Origin of the sequence: Spiroplasma culicicola AES-1, assembly GCF_000565175.1 — a bacterium.
Lineage (GTDB): Bacteria > Bacillota_I > Bacilli_A > Mycoplasmatales > Mycoplasmataceae > Spiroplasma_A > Spiroplasma_A culicicola.
In genome coordinates, this window is sequence record NZ_CP006681.1 from 1048148 (window position 1) to 1072707 (window position 24560).

A 24560-nucleotide genomic window follows, 5' to 3' on the forward strand; every position below is an offset into this window, starting at 1 on the left:
ACATTATCAAATGTGTGAATTTGTGTCCACTTCATTTGAGAATTTCTCTTGTTTTTTATCAATAAATGATTGTTGAATTAATCTTCCTTTAATTTGTTGAACAGTTTGAATTGCAACAGAAATTAAAATGATTAATCCAGTTCCCCCAATTGCCAATGAACTTGGTAGACTTGTTAATTTACTGATTACATAAGGTAAAACAGCAATTCCAGCTAAAAAGACTGAACCAATAACACTTAGTCTATTAATTGTTCCTTGTAAGAACTTTTCAGTTTCTTTTCCTGGTTTAATTCCAGGAATAAATGTCCCTGATTTTTTAAAGTTTTCGGCAATTTTTTCTGGGTTAATTTGAACTTGTGCATATAGGAATGTAAACAATAATGTCATAACTCCATAAATTGATATTCCTCATCAAGTTCCAAATGATAGATAATTTTGTGTAAATGCATAGAATCCAGAACTTTCACCAACAATTTGTGCAATTGTAATTGGTGTTGAAATTATAGCTGAGGCAAAGATAACAGGAATAACTCCAGCATTATTTAATTTCAATGGTAAGTATGGGGTGTGTTCTTTGGTATCAACCAGTCCTGAACCGGTTTGTTGAATTGGCACTTTTCGTTCGGCCTCATTCATTAAGACAACTACAAAGATAACAAGGATAAAGGCAACAATATATATTAAGAATTTTAAGATTCCATCAAATAAAATTGTTGGGTCATCTCCCTCTTTAATTCAGAATTTAAATGTATTGACAAAGTTTTCTGGCATTGAAGAAACAATTCCAGTGAAAATAATAATTGAAACACCATTTCCAATTCCTTTAATTGTGATTTGATCAGCAATTCACAACATTAAGAAAGTTCCTGCCAACATAACTGTTGGAATTAAGATGTAATAGAACCATGCAGGTCCAGTTCCTTCAGCACTGCTTCCTCATTTTGCAGTAATTAATCCCCCACTAGTTAAAGTAAAGATTGTTGCAATTGATTGCATTAAAGCAAATGGAATAGTTAATACTTTTGTCAAACGATCAAGTTTTCTTCTTCCTCGTTCTCCAGATTTACTTCATCTTGTTAAAACAGGAATAACATCAGTTGAAAGCAATTGAACAATAATTGAAGCTGTAATATAAGGAGAAACTCCTAATGCTAAAATTGAAAATTGTCCAATTGTTCCCCCTCCAAGAGTAGCCAATAATTGGAAAAATTCTTGATCACTTACTTGATTTTTGAATTCTGGATTCAATTGAATTCCTGGAACTGTTAATAAACTACCTGCTCTAATTAGAATAAGTACTATTAATGTAAAAACGATTCGTTTTACAAGGTCTTTATTTCTAATAAAGAAATTTCCACCTTTAGCGAATTCGTTTTTATCTTTAGTTTTAGAATGGGCTTTATTTGCTTTTTTAGTTTTAATAGCAGCCACCTAAATCACCTCTATAGTTCCCCCAGCTGCTTTAATAGCTTCTGAAGCACTGTTTGATACTTTGTTAACTTTTACGTTAACTGCCTTTGTTATTTTACCATTACCTAGTACTTTTACTAGACTTTTTTCTGATTTAATAACTTTTTTTTCGATTAATGTTTTGTGATTAACTTCTGTTAATCCTAATTGTTCAATTGTATCTAAATTTAAAATAGTAAATTCTTTTCTATTTAAACTTGTAAATCCAATTTTTGGCAATCTTCTAAATAGTGGAGTTTGTCCCCCTTCAAATCCAGGTCTAACTCCTCCCCCAGATCTAGAATTTTGTCCTTTATGTCCTCTAGTTGATGTTTTCCCTTTACCTGAAGCCATTCCACGTCCAACACGTGTAACTTCTTTTTTGCTTCCTGGTGTATATTTTAATTCATGTAATTTCATAAACTATTTATCCTTCCCTTAAGCTTTTGGTGCTTCAGCTTTCTTTTCAACTTGAGTTCCTCTTAATTTTGCAATTTGTTCTGCTGTTTGCATTTCTTTTAAACCTTCTAATGTAGCTCTAATCATATTGATTGGTGTATTTGATCCAAGTGATTTTGTATAAACATCTGAAATTCCAGCTAATTCGATAACAGCACGAGCAGGTCCCCCAGCAATAACACCAGTTCCTTTTTTTGCAGGTTTAATTAATACTTTACCTGACCCAAAATGTCCAATGATGTCGTGAGGAACAGTTGTTCCAGCTAATGGAACTCTAACCAATGATTTTCTTGCTTCTTTGATAGCTTTTTTAATAGCATCTGGAACTTCGTTTGCTTTTCCAGTACCTAAACCAACTCTACCTTTTTTATCTCCAATAACAACAACAGCTGCAAATCTAAATCTTCTTCCCCCTTTTGTAACTTTTGTAACACGATTAATTGTTACAACTTTTTCTTCAAAAGGATTGTCTTCTCTATTTCTGCCAAATCTATTGTTATCTCTTCTTGGACGATCTGAATTTGGTTTTCTATCGTTGTTGAAGTTTTTGTTATCTCTTGGTCCTGCTTGTTTTTCTGATTTTTCGTGTTTTACTGCTTCAGCTTTAACTTCAGCTGGAGCAACTACTTTTTTGTCTTCTGCCATTTTTTCTTAAATCTCCTTTAATTAGAATTTCATTCCGTTTTCTTTTGCAGCATCTGCAAAAGCTTTAACTTTTCCATGGAATAAATAACCACCACGATCGAATACTACATTTGATATTTTTTTAGCTTTAGCTTTTTCAGCTATATCTTTTGCAACAGCTTTTGCAGCTTCAATGTTACGTCCATTTTTTAATCCCATTTTGATAGATGATGATGACACTAATGTAACTCCAGTGATGTCATCAACAATTTGTGCATAGAAGTATGAGTTTGATTTAAATACGTTTAATCTTGGTCTTTCACTAGTTCCAGACACTTTAGATCTAACTCTATAGTGTCTTCTTTTTCTTGCTTCTGCTTTAGTGTACTTCATATTTATTTCTCCCTAGCAGCAACCTACTTACCAGCTGCTTTACCTTCTTTTCTAATGATTTTTTCATTTTTGTATTTAACCCCTTTACCTTTATATGGTTCAGGTCTTCTATATCCTCTAATGTTTGCAGCAACTTCTCCTACCAATTGTTTTGAGATTCCTGAAATTTTAATTTCAGTTGGTTTTGGAATTTCTACACTAATACCTTGAGGAATTGTATATTCCACAGGGTGAGAAAATCCTAATGATAAGTTGATTTTGTTTCCTGCTAATGCAGCACGATAACCAACCCCAACAATTTCAAGTTCTTTTACAAATCCTTCACTAACTCCAGTTAGCATTCCTTGTAATAATGAATTTGTTGTTCCGTGTAATTGTTTTGTATGTTTTTGTTCATTTTTTCTTACAGTTGAAAGTTGTGCACCTTCAACTTTAATTTCGATTAATGGAGAAAAAGTTTGAGTTAATTCTCCTTTTGATCCTTTAATAGTTACAACATTGTTTGTTTCAACTTTTACTTCTACACCTGCTGGAATTGTTAATATTCTGTTTCCTATACGTGACATATACTAAACCCTCCTATTATCAAACAAATGCAAGAACTTCTCCACCAGCGTTTTGTTGGCGAGCTTCTTTATCTGTCATAATTCCGTGTGAAGTTGAAACAATAGCGATTCCTAATCCGTTAAGAACTTGTGGGATTTCTGTTGCATGTGAGTAAACTCTTAATCCTGGTTTTGAAATTCTTTTTAAGCCTTTAATAACTCTTGTTTTCCCTCTGTATTTTAAGCTGATTGTGATGTCTTTTTTAAAGTCGTCAGCTACTTTGAAGTCTTCAATGAATCCTTCTTTTTTTAATATGTTTGCAATTTCTAATTTTACTTTGCTTCCTGGAATAACCACTTCTTTGTGGAATCTTTGGTTTGCATTTCTAATTCTTGTAAGCATATCTGCAATAACGTCTGTTGTCATATTTATCTATTTCCTTTCACTATCATGATGCTTTTTTAATACCAGGGATTTGTCCTTTGTATGCTAGATCTCTAAAGCATACACGGCATAAATTGAATTTTCTTAAAACTGAATGAGGTCTACCACAATTTCCACAACGTGTGTATTCTCTTACTTTGAATTTTTGAACTTTAGCTTGTTTTACTTTTAATGATTTTTTTGCCATTATTCTTTTTCTCCCTACTTAACGAAAGGCATTCCAATTTTTTGAATTAATGAGAATGCATCGTCCTTGTTGTTTGCTGTTGTAACGATTGTTATATCCATCCCACGAACTTTTTTTACTTTATCATAATCAATTTCTGGGAAGATGATTTGTTCTTTAATACCTAATGTATAGTTTCCTTGTTTATCAAAACTTGTTTTTGATACTCCTCTAAAGTCACGTACACGTGGTAACGCAACTGAGATTAATCTATCAAGGAATTCATACATTCTTTTTCCTCTTAATGTTACTTTTGCACCAATTGGCATACCTTCACGTAATTTAAATGCAGCCAATGATTTTTTTGCTTTAGTAACTAATGGTTTTTGACCTGTGATTAATGTCAGTTCTGCAACTGCATCATCAAGTCTTTTTGAATCTTGAACAGCGTCCCCGATTCCTTGGTTGATAACAATTTTTGTGATTTTTGGAACTTGCATTACTGATTTGTATTGTTTTTCTTTAAACAATTCAGGAACAATTTTATCTTTGTAAAGTTTTTCTAAACGATTAACGCTTGCTTTTGCCATAATTTCTTATTGCTCCTTCTATTTTAGTTCTGCTTTTGATTTTTTAGCAATTCTAACTTTGTTTCCATCAGTAATTTTGTATCCAATTCTTGACCCATTTTCTTTATTTTTTGGATCTTGAATTGCTACATTTGAAATATCAACTGAAACTGGAATCATTCTAATTCCACCTTCTTGATCTGTTTGACTTGGTTTGAAGTGTTTAGTTCCAGTAATTCCTTCAACTCAAACTCTTTTTTTATCTTTTGATAATTTAGTAACTGGTCCAACAGTTCCTTTATGATTTCCAGAAATAACTTTTACAACGTCACCTTTTAAAATTTTTGATTTATTCATAAAACTTCGTGCGCCTCCTATAATACTTCTGGAGCTAATGATGCGATTTTTGCAAATCCTGCATCCTTAACTTCTCTTGCAATTGGACCAAAGATACGTGTCCCTCTTGGAGACTTATCTTCTTTAATAATAACAGCTGCATTTTCTGAGAACTTAATGTATGTTCCATCAGCTCTTCTTAAACCTCTAACTGTTCTAACAATAACCGCTTTAATAACTTGACCTTTTTTAACAGCTCCACCTGGTGCTGCTGATTTAACTGTCGCTACAACTATGTCTCCAATATTTGTGAATTTTCTTACACTTCCACCTAAGTTTCTAATAACTAAAATTTCTTTAGCTCCAGAATTATCTGCAACTTTTAGTCTTGATTCATTTTGTATCATGATCTATTACCTCTTAACTTGCGAAAAATTAAATAACTGATTTTTCAACAATTCTTACAAGTCTAAAGTTTTTAGTTTTACTTAAAGGACGTGTTTCCATAATTTCAACTTTGTCTCCCATTGCTGCTTGACCGTTTTCATCATGTGCTTTGTATTTTTTAGAATACTTAACACGTTTTTTATAAACTGGGTGGTTTTTGTAAGTTTCAACTAATACAGTGATAGTTTTGTCCATTTTGTCAGAAACAACTCTACCAACGTATGTTTTTCTTAAATTTCTATCCATAATTATTTAGCTCCTTTAGTTGTAGTTTTTTTAGCTGCGGCTTTTTTGTTAGCTTCTTCAATTTGTTTTTTTGCTTCTTCAGCATTTGAACCAAAAACATAAGTTTTTGCTTCTTTAGGTTTTTTTGCTAATTTTAAATCAATACCTTCAATGTCTTCACCTTTTACAGCGCTAACTTTAACAGATTTTGCTTTAACTTCTCCAAGAGCAGCTTTACCTTTTCCAGTACCTTTAGCTTCACCAGTTTCTAGGTGAGGTACTTCTACTTCAGCTTTTACTTCAGGTTTTTTAACTTGTGCAGTTGTTTTTCCTTTAGCAACTGGAGTTGTTGTTTCCACTTTTGGTTTTGCAGGCGCTTTAGCTGCAGGTTTTGGTGCAGCTGGTTTTGCTTCTGCTTTTTCAACTGCTGGTTTAGCAGCTGTTGATTTTTTAGCAGCAGGCGCTTTAGCTGCAGGTTTAACTTCAGCTTTTACTTCTTCTGCTGGTTTTGCTTCTGCTTTTGGTGCAGCAACTTTTTTAGCAGCAGGCGCTTTAGCTTCAACTGGTGCTTCTACTTCAACTACATCATTTGATGTATCTTCCATAGCTGCAGCCATTGCAGCATTCATTGCGTCTTCATCAATGTTTGCTCCTGCTCCAAATTGTTCTGATTGTAATTGTTCAATCATTTCTCTTTGTTTTTGACGTACTTCTTTTCCAGCTTTTTCAGCATTTTCAACAGCTGCTGCATAATTTGCTTTAACTGTTTTATTAATGTCTTCTCCAGCTAGTTTTCTTTCTGTCAAGATTGTTTGGATACGTGCAATATTTCTTTTAAGTTCAACAATTCTGTGAGTTTGTTCTAAACTTCCAACTGCTGATTGGAATTTTAATGCGAATAGCTCAGCTCTGTGATCTTCATTTTGCTTAATCAATTCTTCAACTGATTTAGATCTTAATTCAATTTTTAGTTCTACAGCTTTCCCCATTATTCATCACCTCTTTTAATAATTTTGCAACGTACTGGTAATTTATGCATAGCAAGACGTAATGCTTCACGAGCAACTTCTTCACTAACACCAGCAATTTCAAACATAAATTGTCCAGTCTTAACTACTGCTACTCATTCTTCTGGTGATCCTTTTCCAGATCCCATACGTACCTCTAAAGGCTTTTTAGTCTTTGCCATATGTGGGAAGATTCTGATTCAAACTTTTCCAAAACGTTTCATATAACGAGTCATAGCGATACGAGCAGATTCAATTTGTCTTGAAGTAATTCAAGCTCCATCAAGTGACATTAATCCATATTCACCAAATGCGATAAATTTTCCACCCTTAGCTTTTCCTTCATAACTCACTCTGTGAGGACGACGGAATTTAACTCTTTTAGGCATTAACATAATTATTTAGCCCCCTTTGTTGTTCTTTCAACTTTTTTATCTGCTATAACTTTGTTTTGGTTTTGTTGTTGTCCAGGTCTTCCTAAGATTTCACCGTGGTTAATTCAAACTTTAACCCCGATTTGTCCATAAGTTGTTCTTGCTTCATATAAAGCATAATCGATATCACTTCTTAAAGTTGATAATGGCACTGAACCTTCTAAGTATCCTTCAGTACGAGCCATTTCAACTCCTCCAAGTCTTCCTGAAACAGAAGTTTTAATTCCTTTTGCTCCAGCTTTTAGTGCTTTTCTAATTGCTAACTTTTGCACTGTTCTAAAGCTAGCACGGTTTGTAATTTGATCTCCAATAAATTGAGCAACTAATCTTGCATCAACATCTGGATTTTTGATTTCAATAACATTAACTTTTACTGCTGCATTTTTATCTTTAATAGTTTTTTTAACAGTTAAAGCAATATTTTCAACGTTTTTTCCTTCTTGTCCAAGAACAATAGCAGGTCTTGCAGAACGAATAATTAAGATGATTTCTTTTTTAGTTCTTTCGATTTCAACTTTTGAAACAGCTGCATTTTTTAATAATTTTAAAACTGCTTTTCTAACTTTGATATCTTGGTGTAATCATTTAACATATTCACCTTTTTCTGCGTATCATCTATTGTCTCATGTTCTAATAACACCAATACGTAACGCATTAGGAGATACTTTTTGTCCCATATTCTACAATTCCCTTCCTATTTCTTATCATCACTTACAATGATTGTAATGTGACTTGTTCTTTTTAAAATTTCATATGCTCTACCATGAGCTCTTGGTCTAAAACGTTTTAATGTTGGTCCCTCGTTAACATAAATTGTTTTAACGATTAGTTGGTCAGCTTCCATACCATTGTTGTTAACTGCGTTAGCAACTGCTGAGTTTAATAATTTTAATACTGGTTCTGAAGATCTTTTGTCTTGGTTTTGAAGAATTGCAACTGCTTCTGCAATTTTTTTGTTTCTGATTGAGTCTGCTACTAGTCTAACTTTTCTTGGTGATATTCTAATCATTGTTAATTTTGCTTTTGCTTCCATATAGATTTAAAAACTCCTTTTAATGACTATTTTTTCTTTTTCTTGTCATCACCATGTCCACCAAACTTACGTGTTGGTGAAAATTCTCCTAGTTTGTGACCAACCATATCTTCTGTTACATAAACTGTTATAAATTCTTTTCCGTTGTAAACTCCAAATGTGTGACCTACGAAATTAGGGAAAATTGTTGATCTACGTGATCAAGTCTTGATTGTTTCTTTTTTCTCTCCTAATGCTTCGACTTTTTTCATCAAATAGTCATCCACAAAAGGACCTTTTTTAAGTGATCTTGACATAAACTACTTCCTCCTATTTTTTATTTCTTCTTCTAACAATTAATTTATTAGAAGCTTTCTTCTTGTCACGAGTTTTAACCCCAAGAGCTTTTTTACCTCATGGTGTTAATGGCGCTTTACGCCCAATTGGAGCACGACCTTCTCCCCCTCCGTGTGGGTGATCAATCGGGTTCATTACTGAACCTCTAACTGTTGGTCTAATTCCTCTTCAACGGTTTCTTCCGGCTTTACCTCAGTTTACTAAACTATATTCTTCATTTCCAACTTCACCGATTGTTGCATAACATTCAGCTAATACTTTTCTTACTTCTCCAGATCCTAAACGTAAAGTAACGTATTTTCCATCATCATCTTTACCTAAGATTTGTACTGAACTCCCTGCACTACGTGCGATTTGTCCACCTTTTCCTGGTCTTAATTCAACATTGTGAACTAATGTTCCTTCAGGAATATTTTTTAGAGGTGCTGCATTACCTGTTTTAATGTCAGCATTTGCAGAAGCAATAACTTCTTGCCCTACTTGCATTCCTTTTGCAAATAGGATGTATCTTTTTTCTCCATCGATATAATTTACTAAACAAATAAATGCATTTCTATTTGGATCGTATTCAATAGTTGCAATTTTTCCAACTATGTCTAATTTATTTCTTTTGAAGTCAATGATACGATATTTTCTTTTGTGCCCCCCACCTTTGTGGCGAGTAGTAATTTGACCTTGATTATTTCTTCCAGCCTTTTCATTAAGTTTTGCAACTAATGATTGTTCAGGCTTTGAAGTTGTAAGGATACTATAATCTAAGCTTGTCATATTTCTGCGACCGTTTGTCGTAGGCTTATATTTCTTGATTGGCATAATTATCCTCCTTGTATCGCCTAATCTTTTCTCTAACTTACACTAATATGTGCTTTTTAGCACTTTTCTATAAGTCTGATAAGATATCTAATGTTTCACCGTCTTTTAATACGATGATTGCTTTTTTAAATGAGTTTGTTTTTCCCATGAATTTTCCCATTCTTTTGTCTTTTCCGTCATAATTCATTGTTCTAACGTCTTTAACTTTTGCTTGGAAAATTTCTTCAAATGTTTTTTTGATTTGTGTTTTATTTGCTTTTTTATCAACGATAAAAGTGTATGCTCCATTTTGTTGACCTAAATATGTTTTTTCAGTTAACAATGGCTTTTTAATAACTTCTGTTAAATGCATTATGCATACACCTCCTCAATACGATTTACAGCTTCTTCTGTAACAACTAATTTAGTTGCGTTTAATAAATCAAAAATGTTCATTTTTTGGAAATCTAATGTTTTAACTCCAGGAATGTTTCCTGCAGATTTTACAACAACTTCTTCGTGATCTCTTGTCACAATTAAAGTTTTTTGATTATCAATTTTAACATTTTTCATAACACTCAACATTTCTTTTGTTGATGGTTTTGAGAATGCGAATTTGTCTAAGATTACTAAGTTAGCTTCTTTTGCTTTGATGCTCAATGCACTTCTAATAGCCAATTGTCTAACTTTTCTATTAACTGCTTTTTTGTAGTTAATGTTTGGAGTTGGTCCAAATGCAACCCCTCCACCTCTTCATTGTGGAGCTCTAATAGATCCTTGACGGGCACGTCCTGTACCTTTTTGTCTTCAAGGTTTTCTACCTCCACCTCTTACTTCAGCTCTAGTTTTTGTTTTTCTTGTTCCTTGTCTTAATGCTGCTTGTTGAGAAACGACTGTATCATAAATTGCTTGTTGGTGTGGTTCAATTCCTCAAACTTTATCGCTTAGAGTAATTTCTTTTACTGATCCACCTTTAACATCTAACACTTGTGCTTTCATGTTAATTTACCTCCAATTATTCTGCAGCTGCTTCAGCAACTGGTGCTTCTTGCACTGGAGCTGCTGGCGCTGATTTTTCAACTTTTGCTGCGTTTCTTACTAATAATGATGCTGCATCTGTAGATTTGATTCCTTTAGCATTTTGCTTAATTACTACAAATCCTTTTCTTGGACCAGGAACTGATCCTTTAACTAAAACTAAATTTCTTTCGCTATCAATTTTAATGATTTCTAAGTTTTGAATTGTTACTTGCTCGTGTCCCATGTGACCAGCCATTTTTTTTGATTTAAAGATTCTATTAATGATTGCTCCCATAGAACCAATTCCTCTGTGGTAACCTGACCCGTGACCCATTGGTCCTCTTGAATAGTTGTGGCGTTTAATTGCACCAGCGAATCCTTTACCTTTTGATATACCTGTTACGTCGACAAATTCACCAGCATTGAATACGTCGGCTGCATTAAATTCTGCACCAATTTCGTATCCATCCATATCTCTGATTTCTTTAACGAAGCGCTTAGGTTCTGAGTTAGCTTTTTTAAAGTTTCCCATTTCTGGTTTGTTAATTAAGTTAGCTCTTTTATTGATTGTCCCAATTTTTAAAGCGCTGTATCCATCTGTTTCAACTGTTTTAACTTGTAAAACTTTGTTTGATTCTACTGCAATAACAGTTACAGGGATAAGTTTTCCACTTTCACTAAAAATTTGAGTCATCTCTAACTTACGTCCTAAGATTCCTTTCATGTGATATTTCCTCCTGAGTTTTTCTTGATAATCATGTATATCTTGTTAGATTTCTATAATTTGATTTCGATATTAACACCTGATGGCAATTGTACTCTTGTTAAAGTATCCATTGTTTTAGGTGTTGGTTCAACGATTTCAAGTATTCTTTTGTGTGTTCTCATTTCGAACTGCTCTCTACTATCTTTGTATTTGTGAGTAGCTCTTAAAATAGTAATAATTTGCTTTTCTGTTGGTAATGGAATAGGTCCACGAACTTTTGCTCCTGTTGACTCAGCTGCTTCAATGATTTTAGCAATTGATTGGTCAACAATAACGTGATCGTAACCCTTTAATTTAATTTTAATTTTTTGTTGAGCCATTTGGTCCTCCTTACACATTGACAACCCTTTTGTGTGTGTTGTCTTTTTGAACACAAAATATACATGCTTTTCAATTATTACATAAAAAAACTCACAATACAAGAAATAATGTGAGTTTTTTAATTATTTTGAATATAACTTTTATATCTTTCTTTAAAAGAATCATATTTCTCTGTTTGTAAGATTTTAACAATTCTTTTAGTATCATAGTCCACTAAATAGACAATTTTTTTACCATTTTTATCTCCAACGTTTAACTCAAAAGGTATATTTTTTCTTCTTTTTCAACTTATGATTGCTTTATAAACTGTTTTTTCAATCACAAATCATGCCATTATAAAATATAAAATTGAAATTATTATTGAAAACATTGTATCTGTTACAAAATGTCAACGCATAATTACTGTTGCAAAATTCATTAAAATTGCATTTAAAACCAATAAATAGAGTGCAGTGGCTTTTGGACCTGTGATGTTGCGATTTTTATTAGGATTTATAAATAACATCATAATTGATGTTGTGCAAAATGATGAAACAACATGTCCTGAAGGAAATGAATAATCAAAGAAATGACCTGGATTATAGGAATTTTCATCTCTCATTAAGAAATTATTTACTCTTCACCAAGGTCAATCTCCATCCATATTTGCAGTTCAACTATTTGTTAACACATCATAATCGCCAAATCTTTGACCTGAAGCTAAATAATGATTTTGCATTTCTGGAGATAACTTACTATATAGATCTCCAAAGATAATATTGAAATAATATGGGCGACCCATAAAAATTTTCATTAAAATAACAGTTAAATAAACTGTGGCAAAATATAAGATTCCTTTTAAAGCATCAACTCAATATCCTTGATAAAAAAAGTCTTTTTTCTTTTCTAATTTAGTTCCTATATATCATGTTCCCCAAAATAATATTGGGTATTGATACAACATTGATATTATTTGACCTACAATTTTATATTTATATGAATCAATTAATTCATTATCGATACCAATTCCAAATCCTTTATCTTTATAAAACATACTAACTAGTTGGTATAGATTATATGAAAATCAAATAATACAAAATCCAATAAAAATAGTTCAAACAGGTCATTTATGATTGGCATATCATGAGCCAGATTTATAAACTTTATAATAGTTATGGTGATAAATTATTAAAATCATTACGAAGAAAGCCAATACCATTATCAAATCAGTATTTCCACTACGACTATAAAATTGCGTTACATACTTTAGTCATTCATAATTTAAACCTTTTTCAAAAAATTGTGATGCTTTTAATTCCATTGCTCATGGACTACATATTACAAATCCAATAAAGGCAAATGCAAATAAAATTAAACATGGAATAAATAGAAAAACTAAATTTGTTCTTTTAGTTTGTAACATTATTTAATCCTTGTTTTCTACAAATAAAATATCCACCAACAAAATAAACACTATTAACTGCACTAAAACCAAAAATGCATGCAAGTCATTGTGTGATTGGAGTTAATCCTGGAAGATTAACCCTTTTATTTGCACTTGTTAAATCTAATATGTCATATGGATAATGTCCTGTTGAACTCATATCTCCAAAAAAAGGAAATGACCCAACAGCTTGACAAATTAAACCTGTAATTGTGAAAAACACTAAATATCCTGTTACTACAGATATAGTAGATGCTCACATTAATACAATATTTTTATTATTTGTTGTTACATTTATTTTTTTATAAAAAGCAAAAAAATAAATTAACATTGCTATTTGAGGTATTGAATGCTCTGTCAATCAACTAATATAGTTGTATCATTTCATAAATTTAGTAGCCCCAGTTACAGTTAATGACATATTATAAAATAATGTAATTCAAAATGTTCCACATAAAATAATTAATGCATATTTATAATTATCAAATTTTCCTGTACCTTCAGCTTTATGATTTTTAATTGAATAAATTCAAAATACACTTGTTGCTAAGTTAATAATTGTTGTAAAAGTTAAAAAATTTCTACAAAATAAAAACAACATCTGTTGTGCTAAATTTCAACTAAGTAATTTTTCATAAAAATTTTCTTCAAATTTTTCTGCTTTATTCCCGACTGCAATTGTTCAAAAACTTTCTGGATCAGATAGTAAATCAATACTTTGACCTAGTAAAAACACAAATATTCCAATCAAAGGAACAATAGCAAAAAAATACTTTGCTATAATACTTCAATTTTTCATTATTAATCCCCTTATAGAGAAATTCTAATTAAAAAAAAAAAAAAAAAGCAAGATTTACTGGCTTTAAATTAATCAAAAAACTTATCAAAGTAATTTATATACAAAAAAACTTTATTATTTTTCTTGAAAAATATCATAAGTTTTTATACTCCCCCATAGTTTTAAGTTATATATAGCATTTGTCAATTTATTAATTCAAAAATTATTGATACATGAAAAAACAAATACAGAAGAAAAAATAATCACTGAATAAGTTATTCATTTAATTTCATAATTAAAGTCTTGCCATAGTTGTAAGTTATTATTAACTATTAATTCAAAAATATAATGAAATAAATATATCATTAATGACTGTGAAGAAATATAATTAATAATTTTGTTATTGTACTCTTTAATTGAAATTACAAATAAAAATAAGCTAATACTAAATATAGCTGTTGATCATCCCAAAATTGCATCACCAAATTTAACTTCATTATAACTATTTCATATAGCAGAAAAGCCAAAACAACCTAATGCTATTAATAAAGAAAATACTATATTTCAGATTGATTTATAATTAATATATAAACTAATGAAGGCACCCATAATATAAAGTAAAATGAAATAAATCAAATTATCAATAGTGAAGCCAACCCCAAATTTATAATTATTAGATAGTGCTAATAAAATAAATAAAGATATTGTTATAAAAAATAAATATCATTTTTTTACTATAACTATTAATTTATTTAAGACAGGCGATAATATTAAAATTATTAAATAACAATAAAAATATCATCAATCTCTACCACCAGAAAAAAAGCGTAAAATATTGTAATCAATATCTAAAATTATCACTGTTGGTGCTATTAATATTCAATTAATTAAATAAACTATTGCAAGATATATTAAATTTTTTAGTAATTTTGGTTGAGATTTAATACCAAAAAATCCAGAAATTAACATAAATATAGTGACGGGTGAATTTAAAAGTATTGCAAATACATTGTATAAATTACCCGTATAATTACTTCTAAATACATTATACTGATGAAAAATAACTATTATAAAACATAATATAATTCTTAAAAACTCAATATTACTATTCCTATTTACCTTCATAATGTATTCCTTAATTTACTAATTCTAATAAAAAAAAAAAAAAAGCAATGTAGAAAAAGAGAATTATAATAAGCAGAAATCTATTGTTAATATTTTTTTATAATCTTTCATGCAAACATAATTAAATAGATTGTTCCAATAAAAAAAGGTTCCTTTGAAGGAACCTAATTTTTTGATATAAATAACTTTTTAATATCATTGTTTTTAAATTTAGGCATTATACCTATCTTACTATTTTCATTTAAATCTATATTATGTAAAAAATATCTATTTTGAGTTGTTTCACCAATTCTATATCATTTTTCATTATAGAAAATATAAATTTCATAGTAATCAATTGCAGAACTACCATTTACTTCTCATGAAAATCTTAAATTTGTATTATAAGAGCCTTTTCTTTTTATTGTAAAATCAGAACTAAAGGCTGTGATATCAAAATCAACATCTTCTTCTTTATATTTATTACTATTATTTTTAATTGCAAATTCTCCAATATTAAATTTGAAGTTATTTTCACCAATAGAATTATCAATTTGCAGTCCTATTTTAGAAATACGATTATTAGCATTTATATTTTCTAATTCATTTGCATTAGCGCTTATTCTAACTCAATTATCTGCAAGTTCTTTTGTTTTAGAATCTAAAACTTTAACGTCCCCATTTTGAGTAGTAACCATTATTTTAGTTTGTTCGGCAATGTTATTTGTATCACTACTTTTAACAACAAAACTAATGTCATAATTATTTTCTTGAAGGTTAGCACCCATTAAATTTAATTTATAAGTGCCTTGCTCTCAAATACCTTCTTTGACCTTTCCTTCATTTTTATTAAAATCATATCCATTTCCAATTGATAAAGAATTTCCTTTTTTATAAACATCATAATAATCATAATAAACATTTAATTGTCCATTATCTGTTATTTTACTTCTGTATTCAATTCCATCATTAGTTAAAGTCTTAATACTATTTTGACTTACTGTATCTTTTGAGAAATCTCATTGAAATGTTGGTGCCACATCACTAATCCTTGCATTTGATCATGGATAATTTTTAAATGAAGATTCTATTTGCCCTTCTTCATTTCTTGAGACAAATTGTGTTCCAACTCCAGTTGAAAAATTTGTTGTTAATTCATCAAAATCAACTTTTTGCTCATTTCAACTATTTTCATCAAGAGAAGTATCAGTAATAACTGTCATTTCTTTAAATAAATTACCAATACCATAGCTGTAATCATACTTTCCACTTTCTTTATTAAAAATATATTGTGGATTTTTTTCAAAATCAATTTGATTATTTGGTTTTAAAGATTGTAAATCTATTCTAGGATCAAAAGCAATCACATCAAGTAAGCTAACATCATTGCTGTATGAATTATCTTTAAGAGTATTTCAAACAATATCTTCAAATTCTTTTTCATTTGTTTCTTCATTATAATTTTGTCAAAATTGCTCATAACCAGTATCACCATTTGATAAATAACCGTTATAGCCACTAAATTGATAAATACTATATTGATTTGAAATAATGTTTGCCTTTAATCAATTATTTATTGTTTTGTCTTTTGAACTAAATAACTTATTTTTTGATTCTAAATAATTGAAAATATCATTTGCATATCTATGTGTTGCTGAGTTACTATCATATGATGTTAGTGAATATGCAGGGTCTTCTGATAAATCAAATGACATTTCATAATTTTGATCTCCATAAACATTTTTTAGTTTATATAAATATTTTCGCAAATCATTATTACCAATACCTAAATTATTTTTTTCTTCATTAAACATTGCATAAATTCTATTTTTAAATGTTGGACCTAAATCAGCTTTTAAATCAAAAAATTGTTTTTCATATCCAGGATATTGTCTATTAAAGTCCATTTGAAATAAAGTATTATTTACTGAGTTTTCTCCAAACCCAGTAGTTGTTCCATCAATTGCTTTTAATGTAGTTGTGGGATCTCCCCCTAAAGAACCACTTAAATCAACTGAATTTCTATTTTTATAATAAATAATATTCAACGATTTATTTTGTTCTTTTTTAATTTCAGTAGCTTTTTTATTAAATTGATTAATTATTTTATACATATCTTCTTGATTAATAACAGAACCATTTGGTCCTCCACCATTAGCTTCATCATTAATAAATCATCCATCAAAATTAAATTTTAAACATTGTTCTATTAAAACATCCACAATTTTAAAATTTCCTTCTGCATCTAACTCAAACATTGTTTTTAATTTTTCTTTTGTAACATCTTCTCATCCAGATAAATATAACAGACCGTATGATGGAATACCATTCTTATGTAATTGCTCTGTTAAATCAGCATGTGGAGGCGACATTCAACCTAAATTTGAATATGTACTTCCTCAACCAACTAAATTATGAATATATGAAAATGAAGCTGGTACTGCATTATACGGTTTTTTTGAACCAACAATTGAACTATTTGAATTTGGTTTATTTTGTAAGCGATTATAAAAAACTTGTCCTTGTTGATCTGAAGTACTTGATCTAGCAACAAAATTTCTGTTTTTTAAATCAGTTGTTGCAACATTATATTCAGAATCTAAATCATTATTATTTCAATCTAGAACAGAATTGATATACTCATATCTTCTAGAAGCTGAAGAAATACCATAATCTGATCACATATTCCCATTTGGTCTATAAGTTTTTACAATTGGTGCTCCAGTTACTCCTTGTTTTTTAATAGCATTTTTTGTTTTATATCCTGTTGAATAATTATCATAATTAAAAATATCATCAATATTTCCCGAATTAAATTGATTAATATTTATCATTTCTATATTTTTTAAATCATTTTCTTTTAATTGCATATCACTTGAATCAAAAATATATTCATAGCCATCACCAGATGGGTCATTGACCCAATCATAATCTGGTAAACTTGATAAATAAGGGCGAGAACTAACAGTTCCAATATTACATGAAATAACAGTTAGAGTTGAAGTGAGTACAATTGATTGTGCAAGGATTAATTTTAATAATTTTTTCATTTTTTTGCTCCTTTTTATAAACTATTCATTTTGATAAAAAATAATGATGAAAACATTGCTCCTGTCAATACAAAGTATTGAAGCATTGACATTGGTATTATTAATATTGGATTTGATGTTCCAAAAGTAAACGGAATGTCGATATAAGTACTGTAAATGATATATCGAATATTATTTAGATTTATACCCAAATTTACATATGATGAAAATAATAACCATTGAATACTCTTTATGGGATTAATGGTTCCTAACAAATTATAAACAGATATTCAAGCATTATTACTATTTAGGTTTGGATCAAAGACATCTGAAAAGACCATAAAATAAATAATTATAAATAAATTAATAGTTTGAATTAAAAGAATTTTTTTTAAAAGAAAACTAACAATAAAAGAAATTATAAAAACAAAAAAACTTAGAAATGTAATTATAAATAAAATTGCAATATATTGTTCAATATTTTGTAATAAGCTTATGGATTTTATAAAATTCTTATTAATTAAAAATAAATCAATAAAACTTCCCATTATAAACATTGAAATATAAGTAATAAAACAAAATACTAAAGATAAAATTCAAAGACCCAATATTACTTGTCATTTTTTAATTTCAAATATTTTAAATTGCTTAATTAATATGCTTTCTCTTCAATCTAATATAATTTTAGAAATGGGCATTAAAGTTGTAATTGGACCAATAATTGTTAAACCAAGAATAGCACATTTTTGAAAATTAGTAATTTTTGTAGTTCCAAAACTAGTCATTATTAGATATGAAAATGAAAATAATATAATTGGTAAAATAAATATAAATAAATAATTTGTAATAGATGAAAATGATGTTCTAAAAATAAATTTAATTAGTCTATTCATAAATTAATTACCTTTCCATTTAAATAACTTGATATCTAAATAATAGAAGATGGGAATAAGAACAATTGGTAAAATAAAACAGAAATATATAGAATTTATAAAAATCATTTTATTTTCTAAATTACCTTGAACAATTTGTTGAATCCCTCCTTCATAATCAATAAAAGCGAATGAATTTATTAATAAAGATAACCAACTAATATATTTGAAAACATTTATATATCCCAAACTAGTTATAACTTTACTTGAACTTGTTACAAATGAAGGAATTACTATATCTGAAAAAAGAATTATGCTTAAAAACAAAATTATATTTATTACTTTAGAAAGATTCTTTTTATTAATAAGGTCAATTACAAATAAAAAAATACTTACAGACAAAATTGTTAAAAATATATTTATTGTAAAATTCCAAATTCAGTTTCAATAGTATAAATTTCAAATATTATTGAATGCTTCTTGTTTAAAAACAATACATAGCATTCAAACAGCCAAAAAAGAAATAATCAAATTACAAATAGATAAAATAATTGTATTTACCACTATACCTAACATCAAATTTTTAGCATCAATATTTACCATTTTCATTCTTTGAAGTATTTGACTATACTTCATTTCAATTAAAATTATTGACATAAATAGGGAAGCAAATAGTGAAGTAATTAAGAATAATGACATTATTTGTGGTGGAAGTACCAAATATGTTGCATTATATCTTCCAAATAAAAAGATTACTGTAAATATAAGTATTACAGGAATAAAAATATTAAAAATTCATGTCCTTTCTTGCAAAAAAACGCTTCTAGCAATTAAAGTAAAAGTTTTATGGAAATTTTCTTTAAAAATACTAAAATTATTTTTCATTTTGATAAAAATCCATTAGCATCTTTCTTAAACTTCCATTTTTTTCTTTTATATTTTTAATTGAATCATCAAGAAAAACTTCACCTTTTTTTAACAAAATAACCCTGTCACACACTTGCTCAATTTCTTCTGGAATGTGTGATACGTTTATTATTGTAGCTCCTTTTATTTTTCTTCATTCATTAATAAAATTAACTATTTTAATTTGCATTTTTAAATCCAATCCAGTAATTAATTCATCTAGAATTAATAGTTCTGGATTTTTAACCATTGATAAAAGACAATTAAATCTTTGTTGTTGGCCTCCTGAACAATAAGAAATTTTTCTTTTAATTAAATCTCTTAATTCAAATACATCAATTAATTGATTTATGTACTCGTCATTTACTCAATTAGTTCCAACTAGAAAATTAAAAATATCTTTTATTTTTGTACCCGCTGGTCAATTACTTTTTTGAAATTGTAAACCAATATTTTTAGAGCTATTTTCTTGATCACTTCACTTTATGTTTCCCGCTGTAGGTTCAATTATTCCAGCAATAATTTCAACTAAAGTAGTTTTACCACATCCATTAGCCCCAACCAGTCCAATTGATTCACCTTTTTTCAGATTAAAACTAATATTTTTAAGAACTGGTGTATTTTTTTTATATTCTTTACATACATTTTTCACTTGTAATATCATTTTCTTTAATCCTTTCACATTGTTTACTGTCCAAAGTCAATAAAAGATTCCATACTTCAGAAATAAAATCATTAATCCTATTATCAAATTGTAAAATAGGATTAAAATCAAGCTTTTCTCTATTCGATAAATTATTTGTTGTATCTGCTAAATTTTCTTCAACTGGTACATTTAAAGGCATATTTTGGTCAATAGTTAGACTAACAGTTGTTTCAGAATCTTCCATCATTATAGTAAACATACTAAAAGCTGATTGAAATTTATATGCATAATATAATAAATCAGAACTTGTATCACCAGAATATTCACCATTTCTTAAAGAAGAAAAACCTTTTAATAAGTTAACTGGTTCTAAATTTTCTGGTTTATCTTTGATTTCTAACAAAAGAGTCATATAATTTCCAATTATTTCAGTATAAGCTAAAATAAAAGAAGTTAATGTTCATGAAAGTAAATTAATATTTTTAGCATATTCATAATTTAATCAAAGTCCTAATTTATAAATTAAGAAAGATTTATTATTTTCTGGATTATAATCAGCAATTTGAATTGCCAATTTTGTATTACCTCAAAAATTTGGTTTTGTAATAAGTGTTTCACCTGTTAAAGGATTATTGGCAATAAAGCTTAATTTAATCTCCTTACCATAATCAGTTTTTAAAATTTTATCTGTACCTTTGAAAAAAATATTATCAGTACCATTATTTATCAATCTATAAAATCTTATTTCTTCATTATTATCAATATAATCGTTTTTATCTAAATTTAAAAAATCAATTTTAATGCTTTCTTCATAGTTAACATATAAATTAAAACCATTTTGTTCCAATGCTGCCCAATTAGGAATTTCATAAGAATTAACTTCACCTAATTTAGTAACTTTTGGATAATAATGTGCAAATGGTTGCTGAGCAAAATAAACAGCATCTATTAATGTTGACTTTACATTAATAGGTTTTTTTAAATTAACATCTTGATCAATTTTTTCTTCATTTATAAGTTGGGCATAAAATTCATTATATTTTTTAATTCAATCATTTTGAATATTGGTTAAATATTTTTGCTTTAAAATACCCACTTCATTTTGCATAATTCTTGCAATTTCAATATTATCTGTATCTTCATAATTAATTCTTCTAAAATTTAATAATCTATCTATTTCATCTTTTCCAAAAATAGAACAAGATGTTGATAAAAATGTAGATATGGCAAGTATTAAACTTAGGGTCAAAAAAGTAATACCCCTTAAAAGTTTTTTAAACATTTTCTATTCCCCCGACTGAATATATTTAATTCTTATTTTAGCTCTTGTTATTATAATAAAAAAAAAAAAAAAATCAACTAAGGAAACTAAGGGTTGTATAAAATGTTGCTCTTATAGTTGTAAATTAAATACCTAAGTAAAATAAAAACTCCTATTCAGGAGTTAAATTATTATATGGATAATCTTTTTTCAATAATTTCTTTCAACCAAAAATTGGTGTGAAATCAGGATAAATTTTTAAGAATTCTTGTCTTGATTCTTTGTAATTATTTCCTTTAATTAAATTATTTTTAACACAATACATAAAGACATGTGAAGCACTTCTATTTACACCATAAATACAATGCATATAAACTTTTTTACCCATATCTAATGAGTTCTTCATTAATTGAAGAATTTTAGAAATAAATTCTTTATCTATATGTCTATACATTGGTCTATCTGGTAATGTTGCATATGTTGTAATCCCATCTTGATAAAAATTGAATTTATTAATTTTTTCTTTTTGTGGTTTAAAATGTTTTTTTGCTAATTCAATTGAGCAATTGATTATCATATCTTTATTTTCTGGAAGATTATGCATATCGCCTAACCAAAGATGATTAATAATCTCTGTTTTTGTTCTCTTAGTTATTCAAGAAAGAACACCCATCTATTATCCCCCTAATACTCAAACTATTATACAATACAATTATTGCATTTTTAAGAATTTTAGAATTATAGACTTTATCTCAAACATTAAATATTATAATAATTATTTAAAATCCATAGTTTTTTATTAATCATTCAATATACGTTGATTGTCCTGATAAATCATCTATTCATTTTTTGTTATTATCATAATAATTTAAATTTCATTTTTCATTTAAATATCGAATTTCTTTTTTAGAATCCTTATTTAAATTAAGAATATTTTCGATTTCTTCAAATTTTATATCTTTCTCTTTTAAACTATTAATTTTATTAACTGCATTTACACCATTAACCATATTTTGATATCTTAAACTATCAAGCATATTTTCACCATCTCCTGGATAAATATAAAATGAATCTCCTGGTTCTTTAGTAGGGTCCAATACATATCCATCAGATGATATATCATTTTTATAGCCATCAACTTGATATCTATCATATCCCTGTGCTCCTAATTTATTAGCAAATAACATTGACCAAAGCATTTCATATCCATTGCTAGTTAAATATGCAGCAGGTCAATTATTTCAAGAAGAATAAACATGCGTCATCTTATCCTTTTGTTCTCTATCTTTAAAGTAATTTGTTAAATCATCAATCTTTTTTGATTTAACAAAATTATAAATAAATTCTCTTTGTTGTAATGTTATTTCATCGTAAACATCTAATTCTTTTAAACTCTCATAATCAAAAGATTTAATATTAAATTGTCAACCACCATATAAATGATTTTTTCACAAACCTCTATATTGAGAGTCAATATCTTTAAATATATCAATTGATATATTATTTACTTCAGCAGAAAACTCATCAAATGAATAATATAATTGCATTCCTTCATAAATATTTTGATTTTCAATAACATGTTGTGATAAATCATCTCTTAACATTGGAATAAAAATTTCTAAAATGCTTTTACCATCTTTTGTGATTTTTCCAGCACTATCAACAAAAGGAGTATCAACAGACATTTGTATAGCCCTTTGTGAGGCTTGGTTTTTAATGAAAAAATTAAAAATCCCTGTTAATGTTCTAGAACCCATTGGAATATAAAGCTTTGTAATTCCATGTTCTCTTAGAAATTTAACATAAATATCTAAAATTTTAAAATCTAAAATTCATGAACCATAATTTTCTAAACTATCAGCCATTTTTTCAACTGATGAATAATCAATATAGTTAAGAATATTCTCATCCTCTGTTTCAAAAATATATTTAATAAAGTTTCCCAAACCAAAATTTGGAAGTGAAATACTTTCAAAATTAGATTTTTCGCTCATTTCTTGCATTTTTCTACCAATAATGTCATTTTTATTTATGTTTGTATCTTCATTTAGATATCTTGGTAAAGTTCTTGAAATATCATCAATAATTTCATGATCATAATCTCCAATTTTATTGATTACATTGTTAATTCTATTTACTTCTTCTTTTTTAGAATCTATTAATTTAAATTTAACATCTAAGTAATTTGCAACAGTACCTTGGCTTGTAACATAATTATACAAATTAGATTTTAATCAAACTCTTTTAACTTCCTTATCAAGATCTGTTACATCATAAACTACTGCATCTTGAGGCATATTTACATTTTTTTCTTTAATTAATTCTCTTAACTGATTAAAATTTTCAAAATCAATTGCATCCTCAATACTATATTCAATGGTTCTTACATTCATAACATCATTTAGATTTTTTAAAACATATTTTGCAGAAGAATTTGGAAATCACATCGCACTTGATCCAAATTCTGATACTTCTAATTTAAAATCTTGTGATATATTTATTTTCTTTGTAATATTAATTGTTTCTTGAATATCATTAACTTTATAGTAAATTTTAATATTAATATCTTCAGAACCATATAAGTCTTGTGATTTAAAATTTAATAAAATTGGTTGAAAATTATACTTCATATTACTAAGTTCATTAGAATTTGATACTTCATCAAATGTAATAAAATCACCTTTTTGTATCAAATCATTTCCCGCAGTTGTAACATTATTGGCCCTAATTGGATTTAAAATATGTGATGAAACTGTTGACAATTGATTTCCTATTATTTCAACTTTAATATCTGTTATATCCTCTTTATCGTTATTTTTAAATAAAATAACTTGCTCATTAAAAGAATCATTTTGTCATAAATTTACTTCTCTATTATAAATTTTAGTTCGCTTTACATTTTGTGCATCACCATAAAAACTTGTAATATCTTCTTCAATTTTGTAAGTTGCATAATTAAAAGCAGAATCACCAAAAAAATATGATAAACCACTTTCATCTAATAATTCACGTTTGTCTTCTTCTACTAATGGTCCACTTTGTCAACTTAAATTTTTTACGCTATGTAAATTACTTTTAGTATGACTTATAAGTAATACTATTGTAGGCACAACTACTGCAATACCTAACAGTGAACATAAAACAGAAGTTAGTATCACTTTTGATTTTTTCATA

General features: G+C 28.1%; 30 protein-coding genes and 1 pseudogene. All 31 read right to left on the minus strand.

Annotated elements, in window-relative coordinates; all coding sequences use genetic code 4:
• Nucleotides 1-3 precede the first annotated feature (3 nt).
• Nucleotides 4-1431 (minus strand): preprotein translocase subunit SecY, encoded by a 1428-nt coding sequence (gene secY / locus SCULI_RS04850; RefSeq protein WP_236621712.1) that lies wholly within the window; start codon nt 1429-1431, stop codon nt 4-6.
• Nucleotides 1432-1869: a 50S ribosomal protein L15 gene (gene rplO, locus SCULI_RS04855; protein ID WP_025363513.1), complete on the minus strand. Its 438-nt coding sequence runs from the start codon at nt 1867-1869 to the stop codon at nt 1432-1434. It lies immediately after the preceding gene.
• A gap of 18 nt (nt 1870-1887) precedes the next feature.
• Complete coding sequence (gene rpsE / locus SCULI_RS04860; protein ID WP_025363514.1) at nt 1888-2553, minus strand: 30S ribosomal protein S5; 666 nt, start codon at nt 2551-2553, stop codon at nt 1888-1890.
• 21 nt (nt 2554-2574) lie between these two features.
• A complete protein-coding gene (gene rplR / locus SCULI_RS04865; protein WP_025363515.1) occupies nt 2575-2925 on the minus strand; it encodes a 50S ribosomal protein L18 in 351 nt (116 codons plus the stop codon).
• A gap of 23 nt (nt 2926-2948) precedes the next feature.
• Entirely contained in the window at nt 2949-3491 is a 543-nt protein-coding gene (rplF, locus tag SCULI_RS04870) for a 50S ribosomal protein L6 (RefSeq protein WP_025363516.1), read from the minus strand.
• A 16-nt stretch (nt 3492-3507) separates the two neighbouring features.
• Complete coding sequence (rpsH, locus tag SCULI_RS04875) at nt 3508-3897, minus strand: 30S ribosomal protein S8 (protein ID WP_025363517.1); 390 nt, start codon at nt 3895-3897, stop codon at nt 3508-3510.
• A 19-nt stretch (nt 3898-3916) separates the two neighbouring features.
• Entirely contained in the window at nt 3917-4102 is a 186-nt protein-coding gene (locus SCULI_RS04880) for a type Z 30S ribosomal protein S14 (RefSeq protein ID WP_020834740.1), read from the minus strand.
• Between the two features lie 14 nt (nt 4103-4116).
• Nucleotides 4117-4671, minus strand: coding sequence for a 50S ribosomal protein L5 (rplE, locus tag SCULI_RS04885; protein WP_025363518.1), 555 nt, complete (start codon nt 4669-4671; stop codon nt 4117-4119).
• An 18-nt stretch (nt 4672-4689) separates the two neighbouring features.
• Complete coding sequence (gene rplX / locus SCULI_RS04890) at nt 4690-5007, minus strand: 50S ribosomal protein L24 (protein WP_038648155.1); 318 nt, start codon at nt 5005-5007, stop codon at nt 4690-4692.
• Nucleotides 5008-5024: 17 nt separating this feature from the next.
• Entirely contained in the window at nt 5025-5393 is a 369-nt protein-coding gene (gene rplN / locus SCULI_RS04895; protein WP_025363520.1) for a 50S ribosomal protein L14, read from the minus strand.
• A gap of 28 nt (nt 5394-5421) precedes the next feature.
• Nucleotides 5422-5682, minus strand: a complete 261-nt coding sequence (rpsQ, locus tag SCULI_RS04900; RefSeq protein WP_201767147.1) for a 30S ribosomal protein S17 — start codon at nt 5680-5682, stop codon at nt 5422-5424.
• 527 nt (nt 5683-6209) lie between these two features.
• Nucleotides 6210-6647, minus strand: a pseudogene (gene rpmC / locus SCULI_RS05835) (50S ribosomal protein L29); the annotation flags it as partial.
• On the minus strand, nt 6647-7060 hold the full coding sequence (gene rplP, locus SCULI_RS04910; protein ID WP_025363523.1) for a 50S ribosomal protein L16: 414 nt from the start codon (nt 7058-7060) through the stop codon (nt 6647-6649). The pseudogene rpmC and the gene rplP, both read right to left, overlap by 1 nt.
• Nucleotides 7061-7062: 2 nt before the next feature.
• Nucleotides 7063-7776: a 30S ribosomal protein S3 gene (gene rpsC / locus SCULI_RS04915; RefSeq protein WP_025363524.1), complete on the minus strand. Its 714-nt coding sequence runs from the start codon at nt 7774-7776 to the stop codon at nt 7063-7065.
• 17 nt (nt 7777-7793) lie between these two features.
• Nucleotides 7794-8132, minus strand: a complete 339-nt coding sequence (gene rplV / locus SCULI_RS04920; protein WP_025363525.1) for a 50S ribosomal protein L22 — start codon at nt 8130-8132, stop codon at nt 7794-7796.
• Between the two features lie 26 nt (nt 8133-8158).
• Nucleotides 8159-8428, minus strand: a complete 270-nt coding sequence (gene rpsS, locus SCULI_RS04925; protein ID WP_025363526.1) for a 30S ribosomal protein S19 — start codon at nt 8426-8428, stop codon at nt 8159-8161.
• 13 nt (nt 8429-8441) lie between these two features.
• A complete protein-coding gene (rplB, locus tag SCULI_RS04930) occupies nt 8442-9281 on the minus strand; it encodes a 50S ribosomal protein L2 (protein WP_025363527.1) in 840 nt (279 codons plus the stop codon).
• Between the two features lie 67 nt (nt 9282-9348).
• Nucleotides 9349-9633 carry a 50S ribosomal protein L23 gene (gene rplW / locus SCULI_RS04935; RefSeq protein WP_025363528.1) on the minus strand — a complete coding sequence of 95 codons (285 nt, stop codon included), beginning with the start codon at nt 9631-9633 and terminating at the stop codon, nt 9349-9351.
• Complete coding sequence (gene rplD, locus SCULI_RS04940) at nt 9633-10259, minus strand: 50S ribosomal protein L4 (protein ID WP_025363529.1); 627 nt, start codon at nt 10257-10259, stop codon at nt 9633-9635. The genes rplW and rplD overlap by 1 nt, the downstream gene beginning before the upstream one ends.
• A gap of 16 nt (nt 10260-10275) precedes the next feature.
• The gene (gene rplC / locus SCULI_RS04945) at nt 10276-11004 is read right to left on the minus strand and encodes a 50S ribosomal protein L3 (RefSeq protein WP_025363530.1); all 729 of its coding nucleotides are present in this window, start codon (nt 11002-11004) and stop codon (nt 10276-10278) included.
• Between the two features lie 53 nt (nt 11005-11057).
• Entirely contained in the window at nt 11058-11366 is a 309-nt protein-coding gene (gene rpsJ / locus SCULI_RS04950; RefSeq protein ID WP_025363531.1) for a 30S ribosomal protein S10, read from the minus strand.
• A gap of 119 nt (nt 11367-11485) precedes the next feature.
• Entirely contained in the window at nt 11486-12769 is a 1284-nt protein-coding gene (locus SCULI_RS04955; RefSeq protein WP_025363532.1) for a phosphatase PAP2 family protein, read from the minus strand.
• Nucleotides 12756-13589 (minus strand): hypothetical protein, encoded by an 834-nt coding sequence (locus SCULI_RS04960; protein ID WP_025363533.1) that lies wholly within the window; start codon nt 13587-13589, stop codon nt 12756-12758. The genes SCULI_RS04955 and SCULI_RS04960 overlap by 14 nt, the downstream gene beginning before the upstream one ends.
• A gap of 114 nt (nt 13590-13703) precedes the next feature.
• Complete coding sequence (locus SCULI_RS04965; protein WP_148294475.1) at nt 13704-14693, minus strand: acyltransferase family protein; 990 nt, start codon at nt 14691-14693, stop codon at nt 13704-13706.
• A gap of 164 nt (nt 14694-14857) precedes the next feature.
• Nucleotides 14858-17722 carry an endo-beta-N-acetylglucosaminidase gene (locus tag SCULI_RS04970; RefSeq protein WP_025363535.1) on the minus strand — a complete coding sequence of 955 codons (2865 nt, stop codon included), beginning with the start codon at nt 17720-17722 and terminating at the stop codon, nt 14858-14860.
• 14 nt (nt 17723-17736) lie between these two features.
• Nucleotides 17737-18594 carry a hypothetical protein gene (locus SCULI_RS04975; protein ID WP_025363536.1) on the minus strand — a complete coding sequence of 286 codons (858 nt, stop codon included), beginning with the start codon at nt 18592-18594 and terminating at the stop codon, nt 17737-17739.
• A 3-nt stretch (nt 18595-18597) separates the two neighbouring features.
• Nucleotides 18598-19458, minus strand: a complete 861-nt coding sequence (locus SCULI_RS04980; RefSeq protein ID WP_025363537.1) for a hypothetical protein — start codon at nt 19456-19458, stop codon at nt 18598-18600.
• A complete protein-coding gene (locus tag SCULI_RS04985; RefSeq protein WP_038648160.1) occupies nt 19448-20143 on the minus strand; it encodes an ABC transporter ATP-binding protein in 696 nt (231 codons plus the stop codon). The genes SCULI_RS04980 and SCULI_RS04985 overlap by 11 nt, the downstream gene beginning before the upstream one ends.
• A complete protein-coding gene (locus SCULI_RS04990; RefSeq protein ID WP_025363539.1) occupies nt 20115-21407 on the minus strand; it encodes a hypothetical protein in 1293 nt (430 codons plus the stop codon). The genes SCULI_RS04985 and SCULI_RS04990 overlap by 29 nt, the downstream gene beginning before the upstream one ends.
• Before the next feature lie 151 nt (nt 21408-21558).
• A complete protein-coding gene (locus tag SCULI_RS04995; protein ID WP_025363540.1) occupies nt 21559-22059 on the minus strand; it encodes a protein-tyrosine phosphatase family protein in 501 nt (166 codons plus the stop codon).
• A gap of 106 nt (nt 22060-22165) precedes the next feature.
• Nucleotides 22166-24559: a DUF4091 domain-containing protein gene (locus SCULI_RS05000; protein ID WP_025363541.1), complete on the minus strand. Its 2394-nt coding sequence runs from the start codon at nt 24557-24559 to the stop codon at nt 22166-22168.
• Nucleotide 24560: the final 1 nt, after the last annotated feature.